Annotated in this window: 25 protein-coding genes and 1 riboswitch; of the genes, 11 read left to right on the forward strand and 14 right to left on the reverse strand. The window is 74.5% G+C overall.

All coding sequences use genetic code 11. The features are described from left to right. Positions 1 to 3 precede the first annotated feature (3 nt). Positions 4 to 507 (reverse strand): Rv0361 family membrane protein, encoded by a 504-nt coding sequence (locus tag AWW66_RS02705; protein ID WP_067359760.1) that lies wholly within the window; start codon positions 505 to 507, stop codon positions 4 to 6. Positions 508 to 713: 206 nt separating this feature from the next. Next, positions 714 to 1,055, reverse strand: coding sequence for an antibiotic biosynthesis monooxygenase family protein (locus tag AWW66_RS02710; protein WP_067359693.1), 342 nt, complete (start codon positions 1,053 to 1,055; stop codon positions 714 to 716). Positions 1,056 to 1,082: 27 nt separating this feature from the next. Between AWW66_RS02710 and AWW66_RS02715 the strand changes: the two genes are divergently transcribed. The 7 genes from AWW66_RS02715 (at position 1,083) to AWW66_RS02745 (ending at position 5,558) form a co-directional block, all read left to right on the forward strand. Further along, entirely contained in the window at positions 1,083 to 1,340 is a 258-nt protein-coding gene (locus AWW66_RS02715) for a DUF6703 family protein (protein ID WP_067359694.1), read from the forward strand. 127 nt (positions 1,341 to 1,467) lie between these two features. After that, on the forward strand, positions 1,468 to 2,496 hold the full coding sequence (locus AWW66_RS02720) for a metal ABC transporter substrate-binding protein (protein WP_067359695.1): 1,029 nt from the start codon (positions 1,468 to 1,470) through the stop codon (positions 2,494 to 2,496). Further along, complete coding sequence (locus tag AWW66_RS02725) at positions 2,493 to 3,254, forward strand: metal ABC transporter ATP-binding protein (RefSeq protein ID WP_067359696.1); 762 nt, start codon at positions 2,493 to 2,495, stop codon at positions 3,252 to 3,254. The genes AWW66_RS02720 and AWW66_RS02725 overlap by 4 nt, the downstream gene beginning before the upstream one ends. 2 nt (positions 3,255 to 3,256) lie before the next feature. Then, entirely contained in the window at positions 3,257 to 4,123 is an 867-nt protein-coding gene (locus tag AWW66_RS02730) for a metal ABC transporter permease (protein ID WP_067359761.1), read from the forward strand. Between the two features lie 43 nt (positions 4,124 to 4,166). After that, the gene (locus tag AWW66_RS02735) at positions 4,167 to 4,466 is read left to right on the forward strand and encodes an ArsR/SmtB family transcription factor (protein WP_067359697.1); all 300 of its coding nucleotides are present in this window, start codon (positions 4,167 to 4,169) and stop codon (positions 4,464 to 4,466) included. Further along, complete coding sequence (locus AWW66_RS02740; protein WP_083978167.1) at positions 4,463 to 4,864, forward strand: Fur family transcriptional regulator; 402 nt, start codon at positions 4,463 to 4,465, stop codon at positions 4,862 to 4,864. Before AWW66_RS02735 ends, AWW66_RS02740 begins: the two co-directional genes overlap by 4 nt. 91 nt (positions 4,865 to 4,955) lie before the next feature. Further along, entirely contained in the window at positions 4,956 to 5,558 is a 603-nt protein-coding gene (locus AWW66_RS02745) for a hypothetical protein (protein WP_067359698.1), read from the forward strand. A gap of 121 nt (positions 5,559 to 5,679) precedes the next feature. Here AWW66_RS02745 and AWW66_RS02750 read toward each other — a convergent pair whose 3' ends face one another. The 6 genes from AWW66_RS02750 to AWW66_RS02775 form a co-directional block, all read right to left on the reverse strand. After that, complete coding sequence (locus tag AWW66_RS02750) at positions 5,680 to 7,800, reverse strand: acyl-CoA dehydrogenase family protein (protein ID WP_245647866.1); 2,121 nt, start codon at positions 7,798 to 7,800, stop codon at positions 5,680 to 5,682. Positions 7,801 to 8,011: 211 nt separating this feature from the next. Continuing rightward, complete coding sequence (locus AWW66_RS02755; RefSeq protein WP_067359699.1) at positions 8,012 to 8,500, reverse strand: DUF6328 family protein; 489 nt, start codon at positions 8,498 to 8,500, stop codon at positions 8,012 to 8,014. Positions 8,501 to 8,636: 136 nt separating this feature from the next. Further along, on the reverse strand, positions 8,637 to 9,386 hold the full coding sequence (locus AWW66_RS02760; protein ID WP_067359700.1) for a sugar isomerase domain-containing protein: 750 nt from the start codon (positions 9,384 to 9,386) through the stop codon (positions 8,637 to 8,639). Positions 9,387 to 9,406: 20 nt separating this feature from the next. Beyond that, complete coding sequence (locus AWW66_RS02765; protein ID WP_067359701.1) at positions 9,407 to 10,252, reverse strand: alpha/beta fold hydrolase; 846 nt, start codon at positions 10,250 to 10,252, stop codon at positions 9,407 to 9,409. Positions 10,253 to 10,281: 29 nt separating this feature from the next. Beyond that, entirely contained in the window at positions 10,282 to 11,052 is a 771-nt protein-coding gene (locus AWW66_RS02770; protein WP_067359702.1) for a TIGR03943 family putative permease subunit, read from the reverse strand. Beyond that, positions 11,049 to 12,038: a permease gene (locus AWW66_RS02775; protein WP_067359703.1), complete on the reverse strand. Its 990-nt coding sequence runs from the start codon at positions 12,036 to 12,038 to the stop codon at positions 11,049 to 11,051. The genes AWW66_RS02770 and AWW66_RS02775 overlap by 4 nt, the downstream gene beginning before the upstream one ends. Positions 12,039 to 12,546: 508 nt before the next feature. Continuing rightward, positions 12,547 to 12,653, forward strand: a riboswitch (TPP riboswitch). 73 nt (positions 12,654 to 12,726) lie between these two features. On the opposite strand from AWW66_RS02775, the gene AWW66_RS02780 reads away from it, so the two are divergent. The 3 genes from AWW66_RS02780 to AWW66_RS02790 all read left to right on the forward strand — a co-directional run bounded on the left by AWW66_RS02780 (position 12,727) and on the right by AWW66_RS02790 (position 15,673). Beyond that, positions 12,727 to 13,317, forward strand: a complete 591-nt coding sequence (locus tag AWW66_RS02780) for an ECF transporter S component (protein WP_067359704.1) — start codon at positions 12,727 to 12,729, stop codon at positions 13,315 to 13,317. A gap of 96 nt (positions 13,318 to 13,413) precedes the next feature. Further along, a complete protein-coding gene (locus AWW66_RS02785) occupies positions 13,414 to 14,886 on the forward strand; it encodes an ABC transporter ATP-binding protein (protein WP_067359705.1) in 1,473 nt (490 codons plus the stop codon). Continuing rightward, entirely contained in the window at positions 14,873 to 15,673 is an 801-nt protein-coding gene (locus AWW66_RS02790) for an energy-coupling factor transporter transmembrane component T family protein (protein WP_067359706.1), read from the forward strand. The genes AWW66_RS02785 and AWW66_RS02790 overlap by 14 nt, the downstream gene beginning before the upstream one ends. 18 nt (positions 15,674 to 15,691) lie before the next feature. On the opposite strand, the gene AWW66_RS34755 is transcribed toward AWW66_RS02790, so the two are convergent. Beyond that, entirely contained in the window at positions 15,692 to 15,916 is a 225-nt protein-coding gene (locus AWW66_RS34755; protein ID WP_211271819.1) for a hypothetical protein, read from the reverse strand. A gap of 749 nt (positions 15,917 to 16,665) precedes the next feature. Here AWW66_RS34755 and gndA point away from each other — a divergent pair. Further along, entirely contained in the window at positions 16,666 to 18,108 is a 1,443-nt protein-coding gene (gndA, locus tag AWW66_RS02800) for an NADP-dependent phosphogluconate dehydrogenase (RefSeq protein WP_067359708.1), read from the forward strand. A 200-nt stretch (positions 18,109 to 18,308) separates the two neighbouring features. Here gndA and AWW66_RS02805 read toward each other — a convergent pair whose 3' ends face one another. The 5 genes from AWW66_RS02805 to era form a co-directional block, all read right to left on the reverse strand. After that, positions 18,309 to 18,494: a hypothetical protein gene (locus AWW66_RS02805; RefSeq protein ID WP_067359709.1), complete on the reverse strand. Its 186-nt coding sequence runs from the start codon at positions 18,492 to 18,494 to the stop codon at positions 18,309 to 18,311. 121 nt (positions 18,495 to 18,615) lie between these two features. Beyond that, positions 18,616 to 19,392: an isoprenyl transferase gene (locus AWW66_RS02810; protein WP_211271820.1), complete on the reverse strand. Its 777-nt coding sequence runs from the start codon at positions 19,390 to 19,392 to the stop codon at positions 18,616 to 18,618. A 32-nt stretch (positions 19,393 to 19,424) separates the two neighbouring features. Further along, positions 19,425 to 20,300 (reverse strand): DNA repair protein RecO, encoded by an 876-nt coding sequence (recO, locus tag AWW66_RS02815; RefSeq protein WP_067359711.1) that lies wholly within the window; start codon positions 20,298 to 20,300, stop codon positions 19,425 to 19,427. 34 nt (positions 20,301 to 20,334) lie between these two features. Then, positions 20,335 to 21,564, reverse strand: a complete 1,230-nt coding sequence (locus AWW66_RS02820; RefSeq protein WP_067359712.1) for an acyltransferase family protein — start codon at positions 21,562 to 21,564, stop codon at positions 20,335 to 20,337. Positions 21,565 to 21,746: 182 nt separating this feature from the next. After that, positions 21,747 to 22,646 (reverse strand): GTPase Era, encoded by a 900-nt coding sequence (era, locus tag AWW66_RS02825; RefSeq protein WP_067359713.1) that lies wholly within the window; start codon positions 22,644 to 22,646, stop codon positions 21,747 to 21,749. Positions 22,647 to 22,667 lie beyond the last annotated feature (21 nt).

The raw sequence follows: 22,667 nt of genomic DNA on the forward strand, positions 1-22,667 counted from the left end.
CGGTCAGTCGACCCCGCAGACCTCCAGGCCGCCGCTCTGGGTGTCCGGTGCCAGGGTGACCCGCTGGGTGCCCCGGTCCCCGTCGGCGTAGCTGACGTCCACGGTCACGGTGAGGTTGACCTCGTCGACGTTCTGCACCCGGAACGAGGAGATCTCCGGCTCGGCGGCGGTCCGCCGCTCGAAGTCCGGCTTCGTCTCGCGGCGCCGCTCGGCGGGGCAGAGCATGTCGTACGCCTCGCCGTACTTCTTCTCCACCAGCGCCCGGTAGTAGTCGTCGGTGACCGCCCGCCCCTGCTCGTCGAGGGCGCGCACGTTGGTCACCGCCAGCCCGACCATCGCCGCGCCGCCGCCACCGCAGCAGAGCAGCACCGCCAGCGCCCCGACGCCGAGCCCGAGCCAGAGCCGTTTCTGCCCGCCCTCGGTCGGGGGCGCGGCGAAGGGCGGGGCCACCCCCGGCCCCGGCGGCGGGGGCGGGAGCGACCCCGGTGGCGGGGCGGACTGCCCCAGCGTCGGCGCGGGCGACCCCGGCGGCGGCCCGGACTGCCCCGGTGGTGGGGGTGACCCCGGGTGCGCCGGGCCGTCGGGCGGCAGGGCGGGCGCGGCCGGGTGCGCCGCCGCGCCGGGCCCGTCCGTCGCCGGTCCGGGCGGCACCGGGTACGGCTGCGGGGTGGCCGGTCCGGGATCGGTCATACGTGCAGGGTAGTGCCCGGAGTTCAGCGGTACGGTTCAGCCGCCCGATCACTGGCGGCCACCACCACCGCGCCCCCGGCCGCGGCGCTGGCCAGCGCCTCGTACGCGGAGGGCTCGTCGATCGACTCGGCGAGCAGCGGCGTGGCGTGGATCTTGACGTCGAAGTCGCCGAGCGCCCGCCGGTACGTGCCGACCGACTCCCACTCGGTGAGCAGGCTCCAGTGGCGCGGGTCGTCCAGCGCCCGCAGCAGCTGCCCGCGCAGGTAGCCGGGGCGGGCGGCGAGCGCGGTGAGGGCGGCGTGCGCCCGCTCGGTGAAGGTGTCGGCGGCGTCGGGTTCCACCACGAACCGGTTGGTGACCAGCACCCGGGTCCTCCTCGTAGAGTCTGTGGCATGCAGCGTACGCAGCGGTCCCTGCCGGCCCGACTGGCCGGGCTGAATCCGACGGCGGTGTTCCTGGCCACCCTGGCGCTGGTCCTGGTGGCGCTCTTCGCGCCGGGCCCGCTGGGCGGACTGTTGTTGCTGCTGCTCGCGGGGGGTCTGGTCGCCCTGTCGGTGACCACCTGGCCGGTGCAGACCCCGGCGAACCGGGCGATCCGGCTGATCGTGATCACGGCGCTGGTCGCGCTGGCCCTGGCCAGGATCCTCTGAGCCCGCCGACGATCCCGGCGACCCGCCGGGTCGGCTCGGCACGCCGGCACTCCGCACCGGTCCCGAGCAGGGCTCATGCAATCATGCGGCTTTGACAATCAATTTCGTTAGGGCGGAGAGTGGGGCCATGAACAGCCGCTCCACTCCCCGTACCCTGGCCGCCGTCACCACCGCCCTGATCGCCCTGGGCGGCGCGGTGGCGTGCGGCACCGACGAGACCGCCGGCAGCGACCCGGACCGCATCGACGTGGTCGCCGGCTTCTACCCGTTGCAGTTCGTCACCGAGCGGGTCGGTGGGGACGCGGTGACCGTCACCAACCTGGCCAAGCCGGGAGCCCATCCGCACGACATGGAGCTGAGCCCGAGCCAGGTCGGCCAGATCAGCCAGGCCGAGCTGGTGGTCTTCCTGGACGGCTTCCAGCCCGCGGTGGACACCGCCGTCGAGCAGAACGCCGAGGACCGGGCCTTCGACGTGGCCACCGTGCAGCCGTTGCTGGACGCCGCCGCCGGCGGGCACAGCCACGACCACGGTGACGGGGACGACCACGGGGGCGAGGACGGGCACGACCACGACCACGAGGAGAAGCCGGCGGGCCCGACGCAGCCGGCCGAGGAGCAGCACACGGACGGCGACGGGGCCAAGGACCCGCACGTCTGGCTCGACCCGACCCGACTGGCGACCATCGGCGACAAGCTCGCCGAGCGGCTCGGGCAGCTCGCCCCGGAGCGGGCCGCCGACTTCACCACCCGCGCCCAGCAGCTCCGTACCGAGCTGGAGCAGCTCGACGGCGAGTTCACCGCGGGGCTGGAGACCTGCCAGCGCCGGGAGATCGTGGTCAGCCACACCGCCTTCGGCTACCTGACCCAGCGGTACGAGCTGGAGCAGATCGGCATCACCGGGCTGACCCCGGAGAACGAGCCCTCCCCCCAGCGTCTCGCCGCGGTCGCCGAGGAGGCCCGGACGCACAAGGCCACCACGATCTTCTTCGAGACGCTGGTCAGCCCGAAGGTCGCCGAGACCATCGCCGCCGAGGTCGGCGCGAAGACCGCCGTCCTGGATCCGCTGGAGGGACTGTCCGCGACGGGCGACGGCGACTATTTTTCGGTGATGCGCGCCAACCTCCAGGCTCTCCGAACGGCTCTGAGCTGCTCGTGAGCACACCTGTCATCTCCGTCACACACGGGGCGGTCGGTTACGACGGCCGCCCCGTGCTGCGGGACGTCTCGTTCACCGTCACCGCCGGTGACGTGGTCGCCGTGCTCGGGGCCAACGGCTCCGGCAAGTCGACCCTGATCCGCGCGGTACTCGGGCTGGTCCCGCTCACCGCCGGCTCCGTCGAGCTGTTCGGCACCCCGCAGCGCCGGTTCCGCCGGTGGCACCGGATCGGGTACGTCCCGCAGCGCCTCGGCGCCGGCAGCGGCGTACCGGCCACCGTCCGGGAGGTCGTCGCCTCCGGCCGGCTGGCCCGCCGGGGGGTGCTGCGGCCCCCCGGCGCCGCCGACCGGGCCGCCGTGGCCGCCGCGCTGGACGCCGTCGGCCTCGCCGACCGGGCCCGCGACCCGGTCGCCACCCTCTCCGGCGGCCAGCAGCAACGCACCCTGATCGCCCGCGCCCTGGCCGGGCAGCCGGACCTGCTGGTCCTCGACGAGCCCACCGCCGGGGTCGACGCGGCCAGCCAGGAGGCCTTCGCCACGGCGCTGCGCGGCTTCGTCGCCGGCGGCGGGACCGTGCTCCTGGTCGCCCACGAGCTGGGCCCGCTGCGCCCGGTGATCAACCGGGCGCTGGTGGTGCACCAGGGCGGCATCGCCCACGACGGCGCGGTGCCGGAGCCGGCCGGGCACCACGCCGAGCCCGACCACGACCACGTGCACCCGCACGGTCCCGACGAGCCCGTGGGGCTGTGGAGCAGATGAGCATCGAACTCTTCCAGTACCCGTACATGCAGCGGGCCCTGATCGGCGCCCTGGTGATCGGCCTGGCCGCCCCGGCGCTCGGCATCTACCTGGTGCAGCGCCGGCTGGCGCTGATCGGCGACGGGGTGGGGCACGTGGCGCTGACCGGGGTCGGCGCCGGGCTGCTGCTCAACCGGTCCCCGGTGCTGGTGGCGGTGGTCGCGGCGATCATCGGGGCGGTCACCATCGAACTGGTCCGGGCCCGGGGGCGGACCAGCGGCGACCTCGCCCTGGCGCTGCTCTTCTACGGCGGCATAGCCGGCGGCGTGATGCTGGTCGGGCTCTCCGACAGCACCAACGCCAACCTCAACGCGTACCTGTTCGGCTCGCTGACCACCATCTCGTCGACCGACCTGACCACCATCGCGGTGCTCGGCGCGGCGATCACGGTGATCATGCTGGCGCTGCGCCCGGCGCTCTTCGCGGTCTGCCACGACGAGGAGTACGCCCGGGTCTCCGGCCTGCCGGTGCGTACCCTCAACCTGCTGCTCGCGGTCACCACGGCGGTGACCGTCACGATCGCCATGCGGGCCGTCGGGGTGCTGCTGATCAGCGCGTTGATGGTGGTGCCGGTGGCCACCGCGCAGCAGGTCACCCGGGGGTTCCGCAGCACCATGACGGCGGCGATGGCGCTCGGGCTCTTCGCCGCCGGGGGCGGGATCTTCGTCGCCGCCAACGCCGACACCGCGCCGGGGGCCTCGGTGGTGCTGTTGGCGATCGCGTCGTTCCTGGTCGTGGCGGTCGCCGGGGCGGCCTGGCGGGTGCTGCGCCGCCGCCGGGCCCCGGTCGCCGCACCCTCCCCCGAGCCGCACGAGGTGGTGCTGGGCTGATCCTGGTTGCCGACCGCCCGCTGGTAACGGTTACCGTTGCAGAGTGACCAGCGCGAACGGCTACGACTCGTACGAGGGTGCGAGCGAGTTGCTGCGGGCGCTCTCGGCACCGATCCGGCTGGCCATCGTCAGCGAACTGGCCGAGGGCGAACGCTGCGTGCACGAGCTGGTGGAGAAGCTCGGCGCGACCCAGCCGCTGGTCTCCCAGCACCTGCGGGTGCTGCGCGGTGCCGGGGTGGTACGCGGCTCGCGGCGCGGCCGGGAGATCGCCTACGCCCTGGTCGACGAGCACGTCGCGCACATCGTGGCCGACGCGGTCGATCACGCCGGGGAGGGATCGTGACCGAGGAGAGCGGCACCACCGTCCGCAACACCCGCCAGCGCAGCGCGGTCAGCGCCCTGCTCGGCGAGGTCGAGGGCTTCCACAGCGCCCAGGACCTGCACGCGATGCTGCGGGATCGGGGCGAACGGGTCGGCCTGACCACGGTCTACCGGACGTTGCAGGGGCTCGCCGACGCGGGCGAGATCGACGTCATGCGCCCGCCGGGCGGCGAGCACCTCTACCGCCGGTGCAGCGAGGGGCACCACCACCACCTGGTCTGCCGTTCCTGCGGGCGGACCGTCGAGGTGGCCGGCCCGGCCGTGGAGTCCTGGGCCGACCGGGTCGCCGCGCAGCACGGGTACTCCGACGTCAGCCACACGCTGGAGATCTTCGGCACCTGCCCGGCCTGCGCGCCCTGACCCCGCCCGCTGACCGCGCCCCCGCGCGGCGTCCCCTCGGCCGGCGCTCGGGGCATCGACGGGTGGGCGGGGGCGTGACACGCTGTCCGGCGTGAAAATCTACGCTGACCGCTCCCCCGTCGCCCTCCGTCAGCTCCTCACCGACCTGCTCGTCGTCGCCTGGGTGTACGCCTCGATCCGGGGCGCGCTGTGGCTGCACGACCTGGTGCAGAAGCTCGCCGTACCCGGGCAGAAGCTGGAGGGGGCCGGCGGTGGCCTGGCCGACAACCTGGCCGACGCGGGCGGGAAGGTCGGCCGGGTACCGCTGGTCGGCGACGAGCTGACCGCGCCCTTCGAGCGGGCCGCCGGGGCCGCGCGGGCGCTGGCCGAGGCCGGCCGCGACCAGCAGGAGCTGATCGACCAGCTCGCCCTGGCCCTCGCGGTGGCCGTCCTGATCTTCCCGATCGGGCTGGTGCTGGTCGGCTGGCTGCCGCTGCGGGTGCGCTGGATGCGCCGGGCCGGCGCGGCGGCGGCGCTGGCCGGCGCCCCCGCCGGCCGGGACCTGCTGGCCCTGCGCGCCCTGGCCAACCAGCCGGTACGGCGGCTGACCCGGATCACCCCCGACGTCGCCGAGGCGTGGCGGCGCGGCGACGACGCCACCGTGGACGCCCTGGCCGAGCTGGAACTCCGCCGCCTCGGCGTCCGCCGCCGCTAGCCCACCCCACCCCCTGCCCCCTGCCGCCCGGGGGTAAGGAGGGGCCCCCTATTAACACGTGGCGGGTGAGAGGGGTTCCCTTCTCTACCGTATGCGTTAACAGGGGGCCCTTCCTTACACCTCAGTGGAGGCGGCGGCGGACGTCCTCGGTGGTGCTGGGGCCGGGCGTCCAGGGGGCCACCCACGGCTGGTCGGCGGGCGGGGTCACCACCCCGTCCTCCAGCGCCGCGTACCGGCCGGCGAGGATCCGCTTCGCCGCCGCCACGTCGACCCGGTCGGTGTTCGACCAGAGCGCGGTGAAGAGCCGGTCGATACGGAGCTGGGCCTGCCGGCAGAACAGGTCGGCCAGTTCCAGGTTCTCCGGGTGGGCGTCCCGCTCGGCGTGCGCCCGCACGCAGACCGCGCTCATCGCGAACAGCTCCGCGCCGATGTCCACCACCCGGCCGAGGAACGCCTGCTTGCGCTCCATCTTCCCCTGCCAGCGGGACATCGCGTAGAACGTCGACCGGGCCAGCTTGCGGCTGTACCGCTCGACCTGGCGCAGGTGCCCGGCGAGCGGACCGAACTCGGCGTACGCGGTCGGCGACTGGCCCCGGCCGACGGCCAGGGTGGGCAGCCACTTCGCGTAGAACGCCCCGGCCCGCGCCCCGGCCTTCGCCTTGCGGCCGAGACCGGCGTCCGGGTCGATGATGTCGCCGGCCACGGAGAGGTGGGCGTCGACCGCCTCCCGGGCGATGAGCAGGTGCATGATCTCGGTGGAGCCCTCGAAGATCCGGTTGATCCGCAGGTCCCGCAGGATCTGCTCGACGGCGGCCGGCCGTTCGCCCCGGGCGGCGAGCGAGTCGGCGGTCTCGTACCCGCGACCGCCCCGGATCTGGACCAGCTCGTCGGCGATCGTCCAGGCCATCTCGCTGGCGTAGAGCTTGACCAGCGCCGCCTCGATCCGGATGTCGTTGCGGTCGTCGTCGGCGAGCAGGCAGCACAGGTCGAGCATGGTCTCCATGCCGTACGTGGTGGCCGCGATGAAGGCCAGCTTCTGGGCGACCGCCTCGTGCTCGCCGACCGGCCGGCCCCACTGGACCCGGTCGGCGGCCCACTCCCGGGCCACGTTCAGCGACCACTTGCCGGCTCCGACGCACATCGCCGGCAGCGACAGCCGGCCGGTGTTCAGCGTGGTCAGGGCGATCTTCAGCCCCTTGCCCTCGCCGCCGATGACGTTCTCCTTGGGGACGAAGACGTCGTGGAACCGGGTGAGGCTGTTCTCCAGGCCGCGCAGGCCGACGAAGGAGTTGCGTCGCTCGACGGTGATGCCCTCGGCGTCCCCCTCGACGACGAAGGCGGTGATCCCGCCGCGCCGCCCCTCGGTGGCCGGCACCCGGGCCATCACCACCAGCAGGGTCGCGACGGTACCGTTGGTGGCCCAGAGCTTCACCCCGTTGAGCCGGTACCCGGTCCCGTCGGCGGTGGGCTCGGCGGTGGTGCCGAGCCGGGCCGGGTCGGAGCCGACGTCCGGCTCGGTGAGCAGGAACGCGGAGACCTCACCGGCGGCGAGCCGGGGCAGGAAGCGCTGCTTCTGCTCGGCGCTGCCGAACATCTTCAGCGGCTGCGGCACCCCGATCGACTGGTGCGCCGAGAGCAGTGCGCCGATCGCCGGGCTGACCGACCCGGCCAGCATCAGCGCCCGGCAGTAGTGCAGGTTGGTCAGGCCGAGGCCACCGTACTTGCGGTCGATCTTCATGCCGAACGCGCCGAGGTCGGCCAGGCCGTGGAACACCTCGTCGGGGATGCGGGCGTCCCGTTCGATCGCCGCGCCGTCCACCTCGCTGGTCACGTACGCGCGCAGCCGCCCGAGGAACTCCTCGGCGCGGGCGCTGTCGGCCGGGTCGGGGCGCGGCCAGGGGTCGATCAGGTCCAGGCGGAGCCGGCCGAGGAAGAGTTCCTTGCCGAAGCTGGGCCGGTCCCAGGCCGCCTCGCGGGCCGCCTCGGCGACCTGCCGGGCCTCCTTCTCGCTGACCTGTCCCGCCTCGCCGGGCAGCGGCCCCGCCCCGTCACCGAGGCCGGCCGACTCGGGCGACGCGGCGTGCCCAGCCGCCGGAGCCGGCGCGCCGTGCCGCTCCGTCGCCGCCGGGTCCTCAGCCGCCGCCGACGCCGGGTGCTCAGCCGCCGTCTGCGCGGGGTGCTCGGTCGTGGTGGCCGGGGCCGGCGCGGGGTCCGCGCCGGCCCCGGTTCGATCGTTGCGCATGGTGGTCACGGGCTGCCTCCTCGGGTCCGGCTGCACGGTCGGTGGCTCCGAACGAGCACTACTCCCGGGTAGTTACCCAGGAGTAGCGTTCGGTACGCCTCCGTTCGGACCGGCCCGACCCTCGCTGGGCCCCGACGTCGCTCCTGTCACCGTTGTGCCCCGGTGGGCGGACAGTCCGAGCCGGATGGGCGGTTCGACGGTGATCCGGGGGTCAGCCCGGAGTGTCCTCGTCGTCGTCGAGGTCGTCATCGCCCCAGTTGCGGCGGCTGAACGGCAGCGCCGCCCAGAAGGTCAGGAACCAGACCCCGGTGCACCCGGTGAGCAGCAGCGCCACCCAGAACGGCAGCACGAAGTCGGTGACCAGCAGGACCGCGCTGACCATCGCGACCAGCATGAAGGCGAGACCACCGCTGGCCATCCGGTGGGCGAAGCGGACCAGTTCCGGCTTGCGACCCTGCCGGAACAACGCCCGGTGGAAGGCGACCGGCGAGATGATCATCGCGGTGGCGGCGGCAGCGGCCAGCAGCGCGACGATGTAGACGTCCCGCTGGAAGGCCGTGGTCCGGTCGAACCCGGCGCTGAAGGGCAGGGTGAGCAGGAAGGCGAAGAGGATCTGCACGCCGGTCTGCGCGACGCGCAACTCCTGGAGCAGGTCGGCGAAGTTGCGCTGCCAGCGCTGCTTCTCGGTTTCCTTCGACACGCGCTACCTCCGTGAAGACGTACCGCCCACGGGGTCCACCCCCGGTCGGCGACAACGCCTGTGCCCGGCATCGGGCAGCACGAAACCAACTCATGTTCGTCGCTGCGACCGGGGGTCGGCCGGTACGCCCGGCGGGTCACGACCCCCGGCGGATCCGCCCCGCGTACCGGGCCTCCAGGGCGGCGTTGTGCGCGTCCCCGTCGGGGATGTTCGCCGACAGGTACACCGGCGCGGGCACACCGGCGTCGAGCAGCCGGGCCACCACCTCGACCACGATCTGCTGCGCCAGCAACGCGGCGGTGATCGAGGAGACCGCGCCCACCGCACCGCCGCCGGGTAACGGCAGGGTCGCGTCGCCGTACGGGGCGCCGTTGTCCAGCACCACGTCGGCGAAGTCGGCCACCTTGCGCCCGGACGGGTGCCGGGAGGTCATCCGCGCCGAGTGCGCGGCGGACGTGATCACGACCAGGGCGTGCCCGCGCTCCCTGACCAGCGCGGCGAACTCCACCATCGCGCCGTTGACCCCGGAGTTGGAGGCGAGCACGAAGACGTCCGCCGGGCTGACCGGGGTGAGGTCGAGCAGCCGGTGCGCCACCGCCGGGTCGCGTTCCAGCATCGGCCCGAGCAGGTCCGGCGACTCGCCGCCGCGCAGCACCACGTCCCGCAGCGCGATCCGGTTGGTCGGCACCAGTCCCCCGGCCCGGCCGGCGATCTCCATGGCCAGGGCCTCGGAGTGCCCGGTGCCGAAGGCGTGCACCACCCCGTCGGCGCGGACCGCGTCGGCGATCAGGTCCGCCGCGCGGGTCACCGCCTCCCGCTGGCCGGCGGAGACCCGCCCGATCGCCTCGGTCACCGCCGCCAGGTACGCGTCCGCGCTCACCGTCATGCTTCCTCCGTCCGTCGGGGTCACCGGGCCGTACCGACCCGGGTCAGGATCGCCTCGGCGAGCGCGGCCGGGGCCTCGTCGGGAATCCAGTGGCTCACCCCGGTCAGCTCGACCAGGCGGTACTCCCCCGTCACCTGGGCGGCGCACGCCTCGGCGGCGGTCCGGCCGACGGCCGGGTCCTGGTCGCTCCAGACGAACGTGGTCGGCACCCGGGCCGGGGCGACCTCGGCCAGGTCGGTCGGGGACATCGCCCGGTACCAGTTCAGCGCGGCGGTGAGCGCCCCGGGCTCGCGCATCGGCGCGGCGTACCGGTCCACCCGGTCGACGTCGCCGACCCCGGTGAGCAGCGCCCGCAGCGCCGAGGCCTCGTCCGCGAGCAGGACGTCCTCCGCCTTCCCCGGCTGCCGGAACAACCCGATGTACGCCGAGCGGTCCCGCTGTTCCGGGTCGACGCCGAGGGCGTACGCCATCGCGGCCGGGTGCGGGACGGAGACGGCGGTGAGCGTGCGGACCCGGTCGGCGTGCCCGGCGGCCAGGTGCCAGGCGACCAGCGCGCCCCAGTCGTGCCCGACCAGGTGCACCCGGGGCGCGTCGAGGGCGTCGAGCAGGGCGAGCGCGTCGGCGACGCACTCGGTGATCCGGTAGTCGGCGACCTCGGGTGGCCGGGCGTCGGGTGAGTAGCCCCGCTGGTCCGGCGCGTACGTGCGCAGCCCCGCAGCGTGCAGCGCCGGGAGCACGTCGTCGAACTCCCCGCCGTGCTGAGGGAAGCCGTGCAGCAGGAGCACCGGCTCACCCTCCGCCGGCTCATCCTCCGCCGGCCCGCCGGAACGTACCTCGAAGGTGAGCCCTCGCGCGTCGATCCGCATGATCGGGAGCCTACCCAGTCCGGGGCGTCCTACTCGTACGGGCGTTTCGGGGTGGGCACCTCCCGCCAGGTCTCCACGTCCAGGTAGGGGATCTCCGCGTCGTTGACCGGGTCACGGCCGATCCGGTCGCTGTAGCGGCCGACCACCTCCACCCAGGTGTCGTCGGGCAGGCCGACCGGCGCCTGACCGGTCAGGCCGAGCTTGACCGGGCGCCCGTCGGCGGCGCAGCAGGAGAGCACCATCCGGGCCAGGATCGGCCGGTCGTCCGGGCCGTTGGCGATGAAGCCGGTGAGCTGGACCCGGCGTTCCCCGAGCGACGCCCCCGCGTCGAACAGCGCCCGGGAGGCGTAGTCCAGCACGGTGATCCGCGCCGGATCCTCGTCGGGCAGGGCGGGATAGTCGGGCAGCCCGTCACCGGGGATCGTGGTGCCGGCCTGGCTGACCGCGTACGAGCCGAGCGCGGGCGGGGCGACCAGCAGCAGCCCGAGCACCGGCAGCAGGAGCAGCCACCCGACCCGGGGTTCGTGGTGGCCGTGCCCGCCGTGGTCGCTGTCTCCGGCGTGGTCGCCGGGCTCGGCGTGGTCGCCCTCGCCGCTCGGCGTGCCGGCCCGGCCGGGCAGGAGCGGGCGCACCTCGTACCAGAGGGTCATCACCGCGGCGGCGATCAGCGCGACCCCGGCGGCGACGAGGAACGGGCGCAGCCCCTCCTTGACGTACCGCAGGTAGAGGTCGGTGACGCTGGCCCGGACCACGGCCCCGCCGAGCAGGAGCAGGACGACCGCCTGTGCCTGCCGGTTCACAGCAGCACCGCCCCGACGGCCACCGCCACCGTCACCGCGACCACGAAGGTCGCCGGCGCGAACCGGTACGCGAACCGGCGGCCGAAGACCCCGGACTGCATCGCGACGAGCTTGAGGTCGACCATCGGACCCACCACCAGGAAGACCAGCCGGGACGTGAGGGAGAACTGGGACAGCGACGCCGCCACGAAGGCGTCCGCCTCGGAGCAGAGCGAGAGCAGCACGGCGAGCAGGGCCAGGACGAGCACCGAGAGCACCGGGTTGTCGGCGAGGGTCTGCAACCAACGCTCCGGCACCAGGACGTTGATGCTGGCCGCCGCCATCGCGCCGAGGACCAGGAAGCCACCGGCGTGCACCACGTCGTGCCGGACCGCCGACCAGAACGCCGCGCCCCGGGAGAGCCCGTCCAGGTCGGGGCGGTGCGGGAGCCGGATCCAGTCGGTCCGGCCCAGCCGCAGCCAGAGCCATCCCATGATCATCGCGACGACCAGGCTGGCCAGGCCCCGGGCGAGGACCATCTCCGGGTTGCCGGGGAAGGCGACCGCGGTGGCGGTCAGCACGATCGGGTTGATCGCCGGGGCGGCGAGCAGGAAGGCCAGCGCGGCGGCCGGGGTGACGCCCCGGCGCATCAGCGACCCGGCGATCGGCACCGCGCCGCACTCGCAGCCGGGCAGCACCACCCCCGCCGCGCTGGCCACCGGCACGGCCAGCGCCGGTCGCCGGGGCAGCGCCCGGGCCCAGAACGAGCGGGGCACGTAGACCGCGATCACCGCCGAGAGCAGCACCCCGAAGACCAGGAACGGCACCGCCTGCACCATGATCGAGACGAAGACGGTGGTCCAGGTCTGCAACCGAGGCGTGGAGAGCAGCCCCGCCACCGGCTCGCGGAAGACCACCAGCAGGACCAGCAGGGCGGCGAGCACCTCCACCGACCCGATCCGCTCGCCGCGCAGCCGGCGGCCCCCGCCCGGCCCCCCACCCCCCACCGGCCCGCCCGCCGGCGGCGCGGTGGGCCCACCCGGCGACGACGGGTCGGAAGCGCCCGGCTGCGGGGCGGACGCGCCCGGTGGAGAGTCAGGAGAACCCGCCGGAGAGCCGGGAGCGCCCGGTGGCGGGGCCGGCGCGGCCAGCCGACCGGGGTGCCCGGCCGCGGCCCGCTCGCCGCCCTCGACAGATCCGCCGTCCACCCGTGACACCCGCCCGCCTCGTCGATCGTCACGCCGTCCGGGCCCGCCGCCGGGCCCCTGACGGCCGCCTGAGAGTACTGCCCGCGACGGGACCGCGTCGATGCGTGCCACGCGGCCTGTGGAAAAGCCACCGGATCGGGGCGTCGCACCGCGCCGGAACACCGGCAGAAGCACGTCGGGACGCCGGGACAAGCGCGTCGGGACGCCGGGAGGAGCCCGCCCGGTCGGCTCCGCCCGCCCCGGTGAGCAGCGAAAAGATCACTTTGCCCGGCGATCTTCCGAGGTGTTAGCGTCGATGAGACAACTTCACCTCCGACAGGGGAGCGCACAGCGCTGAGAGTGCGGGCCGGGGCCCGCAGACCCTCGAACCTGATCTGGGTAATGCCAGCGCAGGGAGTTCGGTCGACCTCCAGCCGCGCCGTCGTCCGGCCAACCGGACGCGGCGTGCGTCTTCTCCTGGTTCGCAGTCCGGACTGGGAGCAATCACGTGAACCGCACCGACACGAACCGCTGGCGGACGATCGACATCGTGGTCGCCGCCGTGATCGCCGTCTCCTTCGGCGTGATCTTCTGGGCCTGGGGCCTGGTCTGGCGGGCCGCCGACCCGGCCTTCGCCGCCGCCCCGGCGACCCAGGCCATCATGTACGGCGTCTGGCTGGTGCCGGCCGTCCTCGGTGGGCTGGTGATCCGCAAGCCCGGCGCCGCCCTCTTCTGCGAGGCGGTGGCCGCCACCATCTCGGCGCTGCTCGGCTCGGAGTGGGGCGGGATCACCATCGTGCAGGGCCTGATCCAGGGGCTCGGCGCCGAACTGGCCTTCGCCGCCTTCCGGTACCGCTCGTTCCGGCTGCCGGTCGCGGCGCTCGCCGGCGCGCTCACCGGCCTCGGCGCCGCCCTGTTCGACTTCGTCGTCTGGAACGCCGAGTACGACCTCGTCACCTACCGCCTGCCGTACGCGGCGCTGACCGTGGTGAGCGCGACCCTGATCGCGGGGGTCGGCGGGCACTACCTGACCCGGGCCCTCGCCGGCACCGGTGTCCTCGACCGCTTCCCCGCCGCCCGCGACCGCACTCCGGTCTGACCGGCCGCCCACTGTGTCGATCATGGAGTTGACGTCCCGCGACACGACCTGTCGGCCGGTCAACTCCATGATCGACGGGCAGGGAAGGAGCGGGGCGTGAGTGGGGTGTGGGTGCGGGGATTCGGGTGGCGGCACGCGGGGCGGAAGCGGTGGGCGGTACGCGGGGTGGACCTGCGTGTCGAGCGCGGCGAGCGGGTCCTGCTGCTCGGGCCGTCGGGGGCCGGCAAGAGCACCCTGCTGGCGGCGCTGGCCGGGCTGCTGCCCGAGGACTCCGGTGAACAGGAGGGCACCGTCGAGGTCGACGGGGTCGACCCGCGCAAGGACCGGGAACGGGTCGGCATCGTCTTCCAGGACCCGCAGACCCAGCTCGTGATGGCCCGCAGCGGCGACGACGTCGCGTTCGGCCTGGAGAACCGGGGGGTGCCGGCGGACGAGATCTGGCCCCGGGTCGACGCGGCGCTGCGCCGGGTCGGCTTCCCGTACCACCGGGACCGGCCCACCGCCGCGCTCTCCGGCGGCGAGCAGCAGCGGCTCGCCCTCGCCGGGGCGCTCGCCCTGCGCCCCGGCCTGCTGCTGCTCGACGAGCCGACCGCGAACCTGGACCCGGCCGGGGCCGACCTGGTCCGCGCGGCGATCGCCGGCGCGCTCGACGAGGACACCACCCTGGTCCTGGTCGAGCACCGGGTCGCCGAGGCGCTGCCCCTGGTCGACCGGGTGGTGGTGCTGGAGCCGGGCGGCGGGGTGCGCGCAGACGGGCCACCGGAGACCGTCTTCGCCGCGCACGGGGACGCCCTGGCGGCCGAGGGGGTCTGGGTGCCGGGCCGGCCGGTGCCGTCGCGCCGGGCCCGCACCCCGGCCGGCGCCCCGTTGCTCACCGCCGACCGGCTCGGCCTGCCGCCCCGGCTGGCCGCCACCGAGCTGAGGGTACGGGCCGGGGAGGCGCTCGCCGTGCGGGGGCCGAACGGTGCCGGCAAGTCCACCCTGGCCCTGCTCCTCGGTGGACTGCTCCGCCCCGGCACCGGCCGGGTGACCGCCGGGGCCGACCTGGCCGGCCGGGACGCCCGTACTCCCCCGCATCGGTGGCGCGCGCCCGCGCTGGCCCGCCGGATCGGGTCGGTCTTCCAGGATCCGGAGCACCAGTTCGTCACCGCCACCGTCCGCGACGAACTCGCCCTCGGTCCGCGCCGTACCGGTCGCCCGGAGGAGGCGGTCCGGGCCACCGTGGACGGGCTGCTGGAGCGGCTGCGGCTGACCCGGCTGGCCGGGGCCAACCCGTACACCCTCTCGGGTGGCGAGGCGCGGCGGCTGAGCGTGGCGACCGCCCTGGCCACCGCGCCCCGCCTGCTGATCTGCGACGAGCCCACCTTCGGGCAGGACCGGCGGACCTGGCTGGAGTTGCTGGACCTCTTCGCCGACCTGCGCGACGCCGGGCACGGCGTCGTCACGGTCACCCACGACCCGGACTTCGTCGCCGCGCTCGCCGACCGGACCGTCGTCCTGTCCCGGGCCGACGCGACCGGCCCCGCCCCGGCCGACCGGACCGTCGGGGGCGACGATGCTCCAGGTTGAGCCGGTCGCCGTGCCGGGCGCGCCGCTGGCCCGGCGCAACCCGGTGGCGAAGCTGGCGGCGGCGCTGGTCTTCTCGGTGCTGCTGATCGCCACCCTGGACCCGGTGGCCCCGGCGATCGCCATCGCCGTCGAACTGGCGCTGCTCCCGCTGTTCGGGGTCCGCTACCGGGTACTGGCCCGGCGGGCGGCGCCGCTGCTGGTGGGCGCGGTGGGCATCCTGGTCACGCTGGTGCTCTTCGCCGCCGACCGGTCCGGCACGACGCTGGTCGCGGCGGGTCCGGTGCTGGTCACCTCGGGGGTGCTGGTGACCGCGCTCGGGCTGGTGCTGCGGATGTTCGCGGTGGCGCTGCCCGGGGTGATCGTCTTCGCCACCACCGACCCGACGGACCTGGCCGACGCGCTGATCCAGAACGCGAGGGCGCCGGCCCGGTTCGCCATCGGCGCGCTGGCCGCGTTCCGGCTGGTGCCGCTGCTCGCCGAGGAGTGGCAGATGATCAGCATGGCCCGCCGGGCGCGCGGGGTGGACGCCGGGCGCAACCCGGTGGCCCGGCTGCGCCTGTTCGCCTCGACGGCGTTCGCCCTGCTGGTCGGCGCGATCCGTCGGGGTACCCGGCTGGCGGTCGCGATGGACGCCCGGGGCTTCGACGCGGGCACCCCACGCACCGTCGCCCGCCGGCAACGGTTCACCGTCGCCGACGGGCTGCTGGTCGCCGGGGCGGCGGCACTGGCCGGGGCTGCGCTGGCGGTCAGCGTCGCCCTCGGCACCTTCCGCCCCCTGATCGGCTGACGCTCGCTGGCGGTGCGCTCAGCTCCGCCGGAAGGCGTACCGGCGGGTCTGACCGGCGGACCGGCCACGGCCGGAGATCGCCCCGCGCCGGCCGTCCTGCCTCGGTCCCGCCGTCGGCGTCGCCGACGGGGCGGGTCCGCCCGGCCGGACCACCGGTTCGACCGACGTCGCCGACGGCACCAGCCCGCCGGGCCGGGCCACCAGGTCAGCGGGCCGGGCCACCAGGTCAGCGGGCCGGGCCACCAGGTCAGCGGGCCGGGCCAGCAAATCGGCAGGCCGGATCGGCGCGCCCGCCGACGGGACCGGGCCAGCCGACGGGACCGGGCCAGCCGACGGGAGCAGGCCAGCCGACGGGACCGGGCCAGCCGACGGGAGCAGGCCAGCCGACGGGACCGGGCCAGCCGACGGGACCAGGTCGGCCGACGGGATCGGGCCGGCCGACGGTGGGGCCGGGACCAGGCCGGCCGGTGGGTTCGCCGTCGGCGCGTCCACCGGGGACGGTGCGGGCGACGGGGACGGTGCGGGCGACGGGGTACGGGATTTCTTCGGGTTGCGGGCAGCAGGCATCTGGTGGCTCCTCGGGGAACGGGACCGTCCGGGCCGGCCGGGCACGGTCGGGCGAGCGGGGAAAAGGGGTGCCCGGGGTCGGCCCGACGTCGACAGCGCACGTGGCGGTGGACGGGATGCGGACGCCCGCAGGCACGGGGACCACGGCGAGGGCGGTGGTCCCGGGGCTCGGCAGGGGCGTCAGTTGCGCATGACCGGACGGTATCCGACCCGCCCGCCGGCCCGCACCCGAATTACCGGCCACCGTCGACGGCCCGCCGGCCCCGGCGGGCCGTGCGCCGCGACCGGAGGTGGCCACACGCGGGCGCCACTGCGGGTGGTGCCGGCGCGACCACCTGGTGACACCGCCTCGGTCTCCCCGCCGGGCCCGCGACCGGCCGCGATACCGTCTGCATCAGCAGGCCGACTGGAAGGTGGCGGAACGGATGACTGAACAGGCGACGGCGCAGATCGGCGTGACCGGGCTGGCGGTGATGGGCCGGAACCTGGCCCGCAACCTCGCCCGGAACGGGTTCACGGTGGCGGTGCACAACCGGTCCCCGGAGCGGACCCGCACGCTGGTGGCCGAGCACGGCGACGAGGGTACGTTCGTCCCCGCCGAGTCCCTGGCCGACTTCGTGGCCGCACTGGAGCGGCCACGCGCGGTCATCATCATGGTCAAGGCCGGTGCGCCCACCGACGCGGTCATCGACGAGCTGGTTCCCCTGCTGGAGGCGGGCGACATCGTCATCGACTGCGGCAACGCGCACTTCGCCGACACCCGCCGCCGGGAGGAGGCGCTGCGCACCCACGGGCTGCACTTCGTCGGCACCGGGGTCTCCGGTGGCGAGGAGGGCGCGCTGCTCGGCCCGAGCATCATGCCCGGCGGCTCCGCCGAGTCGTACGCCAAGCTCGGCCCGATCTTCGAGAAGATCGCCGCCCAGGTGGAGGGCACCCCGTGCTGCGTGCACGTCGGGCCGGACGGCGCCGGGCACTTCGTGAAGATGGTGCACAACGGCATCGAGTACGCCGACATGCAGCTCATCGCCGAGGCGTACGACCTGCTGCGGGCCGGCCTGGACGCGACGCCCGCCGAGATCGCGGAGATCTTCCGCGAGTGGAACACCGGTGAGCTGGAGTCCTTCCTCATCGAGATCACCGCGGACGTGCTGGCGCACACCGACGCCGACACCGGCAAGCCCTTCGTCGACGTGGTGCAGGACCGGGCCGAGCAGAAGGGCACCGGCCGGTGGACGGTGCAGAGCGCGCTCGACCTCGGCATCCCGATCACCGGTATCGCCGAGGCGACCTTCGCCCGGTCGCTGTCCGGGCACGCCGGCCAGCGCGAGGCGGCCCGCCGGGCGTTCCCGGACGCGGGCGAGAAGTGGCAGGTCAGTGACCGGGAGGCGTTCGTCGAGGACGTCCGCCGGGCGCTGCTCGCCTCGAAGATCGTCGCGTACGCGCAGGGCTTCGACCACATCCGGGCCGGCAGCAGCGAGTACGACTGGAACATCGACCTGGGCAGCACCGCCACCATCTGGCGGGGCGGCTGCATCATCCGGGCCCGCTTCCTCGACCGGATCAAGCAGGCGTACGACCAGCAGCCGGACCTGCCGAGCCTGCTGGTGGCGCCGTACTTCGCCGAGGCGGTGGCGGCCGGTGTGCCGAGCTGGCGGCGGGTGGTGGCCGACGCGGCCCGGGCCGGCGTCCCGGCGCCCGCCTTCGGCTCGTCGCTGTCCTACTTCGACGCGCTGCGGGCGGACCGGCTGCCGGCCGCGCTGATCCAGGGCCTGCGGGACAACTTCGGGGCGCACACCTACCAGCGGGTGGACCGCGAGGGCAGCTTCCACATCCTGTGGGCCGCCGACCGCTCCGAGGTCGCCGGCTGACGGTCGCCACGGGCCGGCGGTGACCGCCGGCCCCGACACGACGGGCTCGACACGACGGGGCCGTCCGGTCCGACGCTCACCGCGTCGGAGCGGACGGCCCCGTGCCGTACCCGTTGTCCCCCCGGGCGGGTGCCACCTCGGTCACCCCGCCGGGGTGGCGTCCGCCCGTCCCTCGATCCCCTCGTCCCGCCGGCCGACGGTCACCAGAACCGGCGGCGCCTGGCCCGCTGCGGGCGCAGCATGTCGGCGCCCCTGGTCAGCAGCCGGCTCACCCCGGTCGGGCCGCGCCGGGCCTCCAGGGTGTGGCTGAGTCGGCGGGCACCGGCCGCCGCCAGCGGCACCGCCACGGCCATCACCGCGTACTGGCCGATCCGCTTGCGCATCATCTCGGTTCACCTCCGTCAGTCGCTCCTGACGTGGTGGTACCCCACCGGGTCCGCCGGTAAGCCTCCGGCCGCCGGAGCCGGGTGACCGGGCCTCCGGCCGCCGGAGCCGGGTGACCGGGCCTCAGATCGGCGGGGCGACCGGGTTGGGCAGCGCGCCGCCGAAGCGGCGGTCCCGCTGGGCGTACAGCTCGCAGGCGTACCAGAGGTGCCGGCGGTCGAAGTCCGGCCAGAGGGTGTCCAGGTAGACCATCTCCGCGTAGGCGGTCTGCCAGAGCAGGAAGTTGGAGATCCGCTGCTCCCCGGAGGGGCGCAGGAAGAGGTCCACCTCGGGCACCTCGGGGTGGTACAGGTACTTCGCCACGGTCTTCTCGGTGACCTTCGCCGGGTCCAGCCGGCCGGCGGCGGCCTCGGCGGCGATCCGGGCGGCGGCGTCGGCGATCTCCGCCTGCCCGCCGTAGTTGACGCAGAACTGGAGGGTCAGGGTGCTGTTGTCCCTCGACATCTCCTCGGCGGTCTGCAACTCGGAGATGACGCTCTTCCACAGCCGCCCGGCCCGCCCCGACCAGACCACCCGGACGCCCAGCTCGACGAGCTGGTCGCGGCGGCGACGGATGACGTCCCGGTTGAAGCCCATCAGGAACCGGACCTCGTCCGGCGAGCGCCGCCAGTTCTCGGTGGAGAACGCGTACGCCGACAGGTAGGGGATGCCCAGCTCGATGGCGCCCTCGACGGTGTCGAAGAGGCTGTACTCACCCTGCTCGTGACCCTTGGTGCGGGGCAGGCCGCGCTCCTTGGCCCAGCGACCGTTGCCGTCCATCACGATGGCCACGTGCTTCGGCAGCGCCCCGGCCGGCAGCGCCGGGGGCCGGGCACCGGACGGGTGCGGGGTCGGGGGCACCGGCTCGCGCCGGCCGGTCCTCGTCGATCGGATCACTCGGTCATCTCCCTGGTCATGCCCTCCGCGCCGGCCCCGACGCCGGGCGGCGGGACCGGGTCGGCCACACCACCGCGCGGGGCCGGGGCCGGGCCGGTCGCCGAGGTGCCCCGGTCGACCAGCGGCAGCGAGCGTAACGCGCGCTCCAGGTGCCACTGCAGGTGCGCCGCGACCAGGCCGCTGCACTCCCGGCGTACCCCGGTCTCGGTGGCGTCGGCGATCCGCCAGTCACCGGTGGTCAGCGCGGACATCAGGTCGACGGTGGCCGGGGCCGGGTGGGCCGCGCCGGGTGGCCGGCAGTCCGGGCAGACGCTCCCTCCGGCGGGCACCGAGAACGCCCGGTGCCGGCCGGGCGTGCCGCAGACGGCGCAGGCGGTCAGCGCCGGGGCCCAGCCGGCGAGGCTCATCGCCCGCAGCAGGTACGCGTCGAGCACCAGGGTGGTGGCGTGCTCCCCCACCGCCAGCGCGCGCAGCGCGCCGAGGGTGAGCTGGAACAGCCGCAGCGACGGCTCCCGCTCGACCGGGGTGAGCCGTTCGGCGGTCTCGGCGATCGCGCTGGCCGCCGTGTACCGGGGGTAGTCGCCGAGGAACCGCTTGCCGTAGAGGTCGATCCCCTCGACCTGGCTGACGCTGTGCAGGGAGCTGCCCTGCTCGCCCTTCGGGTCACCGGCCAGTTGCAGGTCGATGTGCCCGAACGGCTCCAGCCGCGCGCCGAACTTGCTGGTGGTGCGGCGGACCCCCCGGGCGACCGCGCGCAGCCGGCCGTGCCGACGGGTGAGCAGGGTGATGATCCGGTCGGACTCGCCGAGTTTCTGCACACGCAGCACCACCGCGTCGTCGCGGTAGAGCTGTCGACGGTACCCGGCGGCCATCAGGGCATTCTCCCCCGTACCCCCGGGCCGCCGGTCACCGGGCGGGGCTCTGGACGATCTCGTCCTCGTCGTCGTCCGCGACCCGGGCCCCGGGGACCGACGCCCGGCGGCGCGCCGGCCCGTCCGCCCCGGAGTCTCCCGGCCGCCAGGCCGACCCGGCGTTCCCAGGCCGACCTGGCAGGTCGACGTCGGCGGAGCGACCCGGTAGGTCGACGTCCCCGGAGCGACCCGGCGCGGCCGGCGGTCCGCCGGCCGGGGCCGGGCGCCGCCCGCCGGGCAGCATCTCCGGTGGGCGACCGGCGGCCACGTCCTCCACCCAGCCGACCAGCATCGTCACCAGCCCGACCAGGGCGAAGACCAGGACCACTCGGATGGCCAGGCCGACCGGGTCCTGGTGGGACCAGCCGACGACGTCGACCAGCGGGGTGAGCGCGACCACGAACGGCATGTGCCAGAGGTAGACGGTGAGCGCCCGCCGGTTCAGCACGGTCACCGCGCGGCCGAACACCGCGTTGCGGTCCACCCAGGCCGCCCCGGCCGGCGCGCGACCCAGCGCCACCAGGATGAACGCCGCCGACCAGAGCGCGTTGCCCAGCGGGATGTCGTTGAGGTCGTACCCCCGGCTGCCGGGGTGGGTGAGGATCCACGCCGCACCGGCGCCCCCGACGACCAGCACGACCGGGATCAGCACCCGGTTGGTGAGCCGGCGCAGCAGTCCATCGTGGTGGGCGAAGCCCAGCAGCCAGGCTCCGAAGTAGAGCCCGAACTCGCGCAGCACCAGGGACGGGTCGGCGAGCACCCCCACCTGGATCGCCAGCAGCAGCAGGTACGGGGCGAGGAGCGTGGGCACCGGCGCGCGGCGGAACAGCCAGAGCGCGATCGGGGAGGCCAGCACGAACCAGAGGTAGTCCCGCAGGTACCAGATGACGCTCAGCGCGAGCGCGCCCCAGTGGTTGGCCGGCGGGTCGGCGACCGGGAAGAGCCAGAGCACCACCCGCCAGGTCGGTTCCAGGCCGGTGAAGAGCATGGCGGGTACGAAGATCAGCGCCACCACCCACAGCGACGGCAGCAACCGGCGCAGCCGACGGACCACCGCCGACGGGCCGGTCCTGGTCAGCGAGGCGGCCATCAGCGAACCGGCGAGGGCGAACATGACCGACATCGCCGGGAAGATCAGGGTCAGGCTCGCCCACCCCGTGACGTGGTACACCACCACACGGATGATGGCCAGGAAGCGGAGCAGGTCCAGGTATCTGTTTCGCATCAGCCTGCGTCTATCTCCGGGGGAGGCGGGGAACGACAGTCCCCTACCCTCCGCCCTCGTCCCGGCAAACCGGCCGCGACCCGGCGAATCGTGAGACATCCCATAGTCGACGGCGGCCGACCGGGCCGCGATGGTGACGGGTGGACATCATCCGGCCACCGAACGTGACCCTGGATGTCGGCTCAGAAGCCCAGCTTGCGGAGCTGCTTCGGGTCCCGCTGCCAGTCCTTCGCCACCCGGACGTGCAGGTCGAGGTAGACCCGGGTACCGAGCAGCTCCTCGATCTGCCGGCGGGCGGTGGTGCCCACCTCCTTGAGGCGGCTGGCCCGGTGACCGATCACGATCGCCTTCTGGCTGGACCGCTCCACGTACACGTCGGCGTAGATCTTCATGAGCTGGCCCTCGGGGATCATCTCCTCGACGACCACCGCGATGGAGTGCGGCAGCTCGTCGCGGACCCCTTCCAGGGCCGCCTCCCGGATCAGCTCGGCGACCAGCACCTGCTCCGGGTCGTCGGTGAGCATGTCGTCCGGGTAGAGCTGCGGCGACGGTGGGAGGTACCCGGTCATCACGTCCACCAGGGTGTCCACCTGGTGCCCGGAGACCGCGCTGACCGGCACCACGGCCGCGAACTCGCCCAGCTCGCTGACCGCCAGCAACTGCTCGGCCAGCCGTTTCTTGTCGACCAGGTCGGTCTTGGTCACCACCGCCAGCACGGTCGCCTTCAACGCCGCCAGCTCACCACTGATGAACCGGTCACCGCGCCCCACCGGCTCGTCCGCCGGGATGCACAGGCCGATCACGTCGACCTCGCTCCAGGTGGTGCGGACCAGGTCGTTGAGGCGCTCGCCGAGCAGCGTCCGGGGCCGGTGCAGACCGGGCGTGTCGACCAGGACGAGCTGCGAGTCCGGCCGGTGCAGCACGGCCCGGATGACGTGCCGGGTGGTCTGCGGCTTGTTCGAGGTGATCGCGATCTTCTGGCCGACGATCGCGTTGGTCAGGGTGGACTTGCCCGCGTTCGGCCGGCCCACGAAGCAGGCGAACCCGGCCCGGTACGGCCGCTGCGCCGTCGCGTCGCTCATGCCGTACCCCGCCCGGTCGGC

The sequence above is a fragment of the Micromonospora rosaria genome (assembly GCF_001567585.1).
GTDB lineage: Bacteria > Actinomycetota > Actinomycetes > Mycobacteriales > Micromonosporaceae > Micromonospora > Micromonospora rosaria.

Excerpts from the sequence above, each read along its gene's own strand:
- AWW66_RS02715 (WP_067359694.1), top strand. The coding sequence starts at position 1,083 with ATGCAGCGTACGCAGCGGTCCCTGCCGGCCCGACTGGCCGGGCTGAAT.
- AWW66_RS02720 (WP_067359695.1), top strand. The coding sequence starts at position 1,468 with ATGAACAGCCGCTCCACTCCCCGTACCCTGGCCGCCGTCACCACCGCC.
- AWW66_RS02750 (WP_245647866.1), bottom strand. The coding sequence starts at position 7,800 with ATGCGCAACGATCGAACCGGGGCCGGCGCGGACCCCGCGCCGGCCCCG.
- AWW66_RS02760 (WP_067359700.1), bottom strand. The coding sequence starts at position 9,386 with ATGACGGTGAGCGCGGACGCGTACCTGGCGGCGGTGACCGAGGCGATC.
- AWW66_RS02765 (WP_067359701.1), bottom strand. The coding sequence starts at position 10,252 with ATGCGGATCGACGCGCGAGGGCTCACCTTCGAGGTACGTTCCGGCGGG.
- AWW66_RS02790 (WP_067359706.1), top strand. The coding sequence starts at position 14,873 with ATGCTCCAGGTTGAGCCGGTCGCCGTGCCGGGCGCGCCGCTGGCCCGG.
- gndA (WP_067359708.1), top strand. The coding sequence starts at position 16,666 with ATGACTGAACAGGCGACGGCGCAGATCGGCGTGACCGGGCTGGCGGTG.
- AWW66_RS02805 (WP_067359709.1), bottom strand. The coding sequence starts at position 18,494 with ATGATGCGCAAGCGGATCGGCCAGTACGCGGTGATGGCCGTGGCGGTG.
- recO (WP_067359711.1), bottom strand. The coding sequence starts at position 20,300 with ATGGCCGCCGGGTACCGTCGACAGCTCTACCGCGACGACGCGGTGGTG.
- AWW66_RS02820 (WP_067359712.1), bottom strand. The coding sequence starts at position 21,564 with ATGCGAAACAGATACCTGGACCTGCTCCGCTTCCTGGCCATCATCCGT.
- era (WP_067359713.1), bottom strand. The coding sequence starts at position 22,646 with ATGAGCGACGCGACGGCGCAGCGGCCGTACCGGGCCGGGTTCGCCTGC.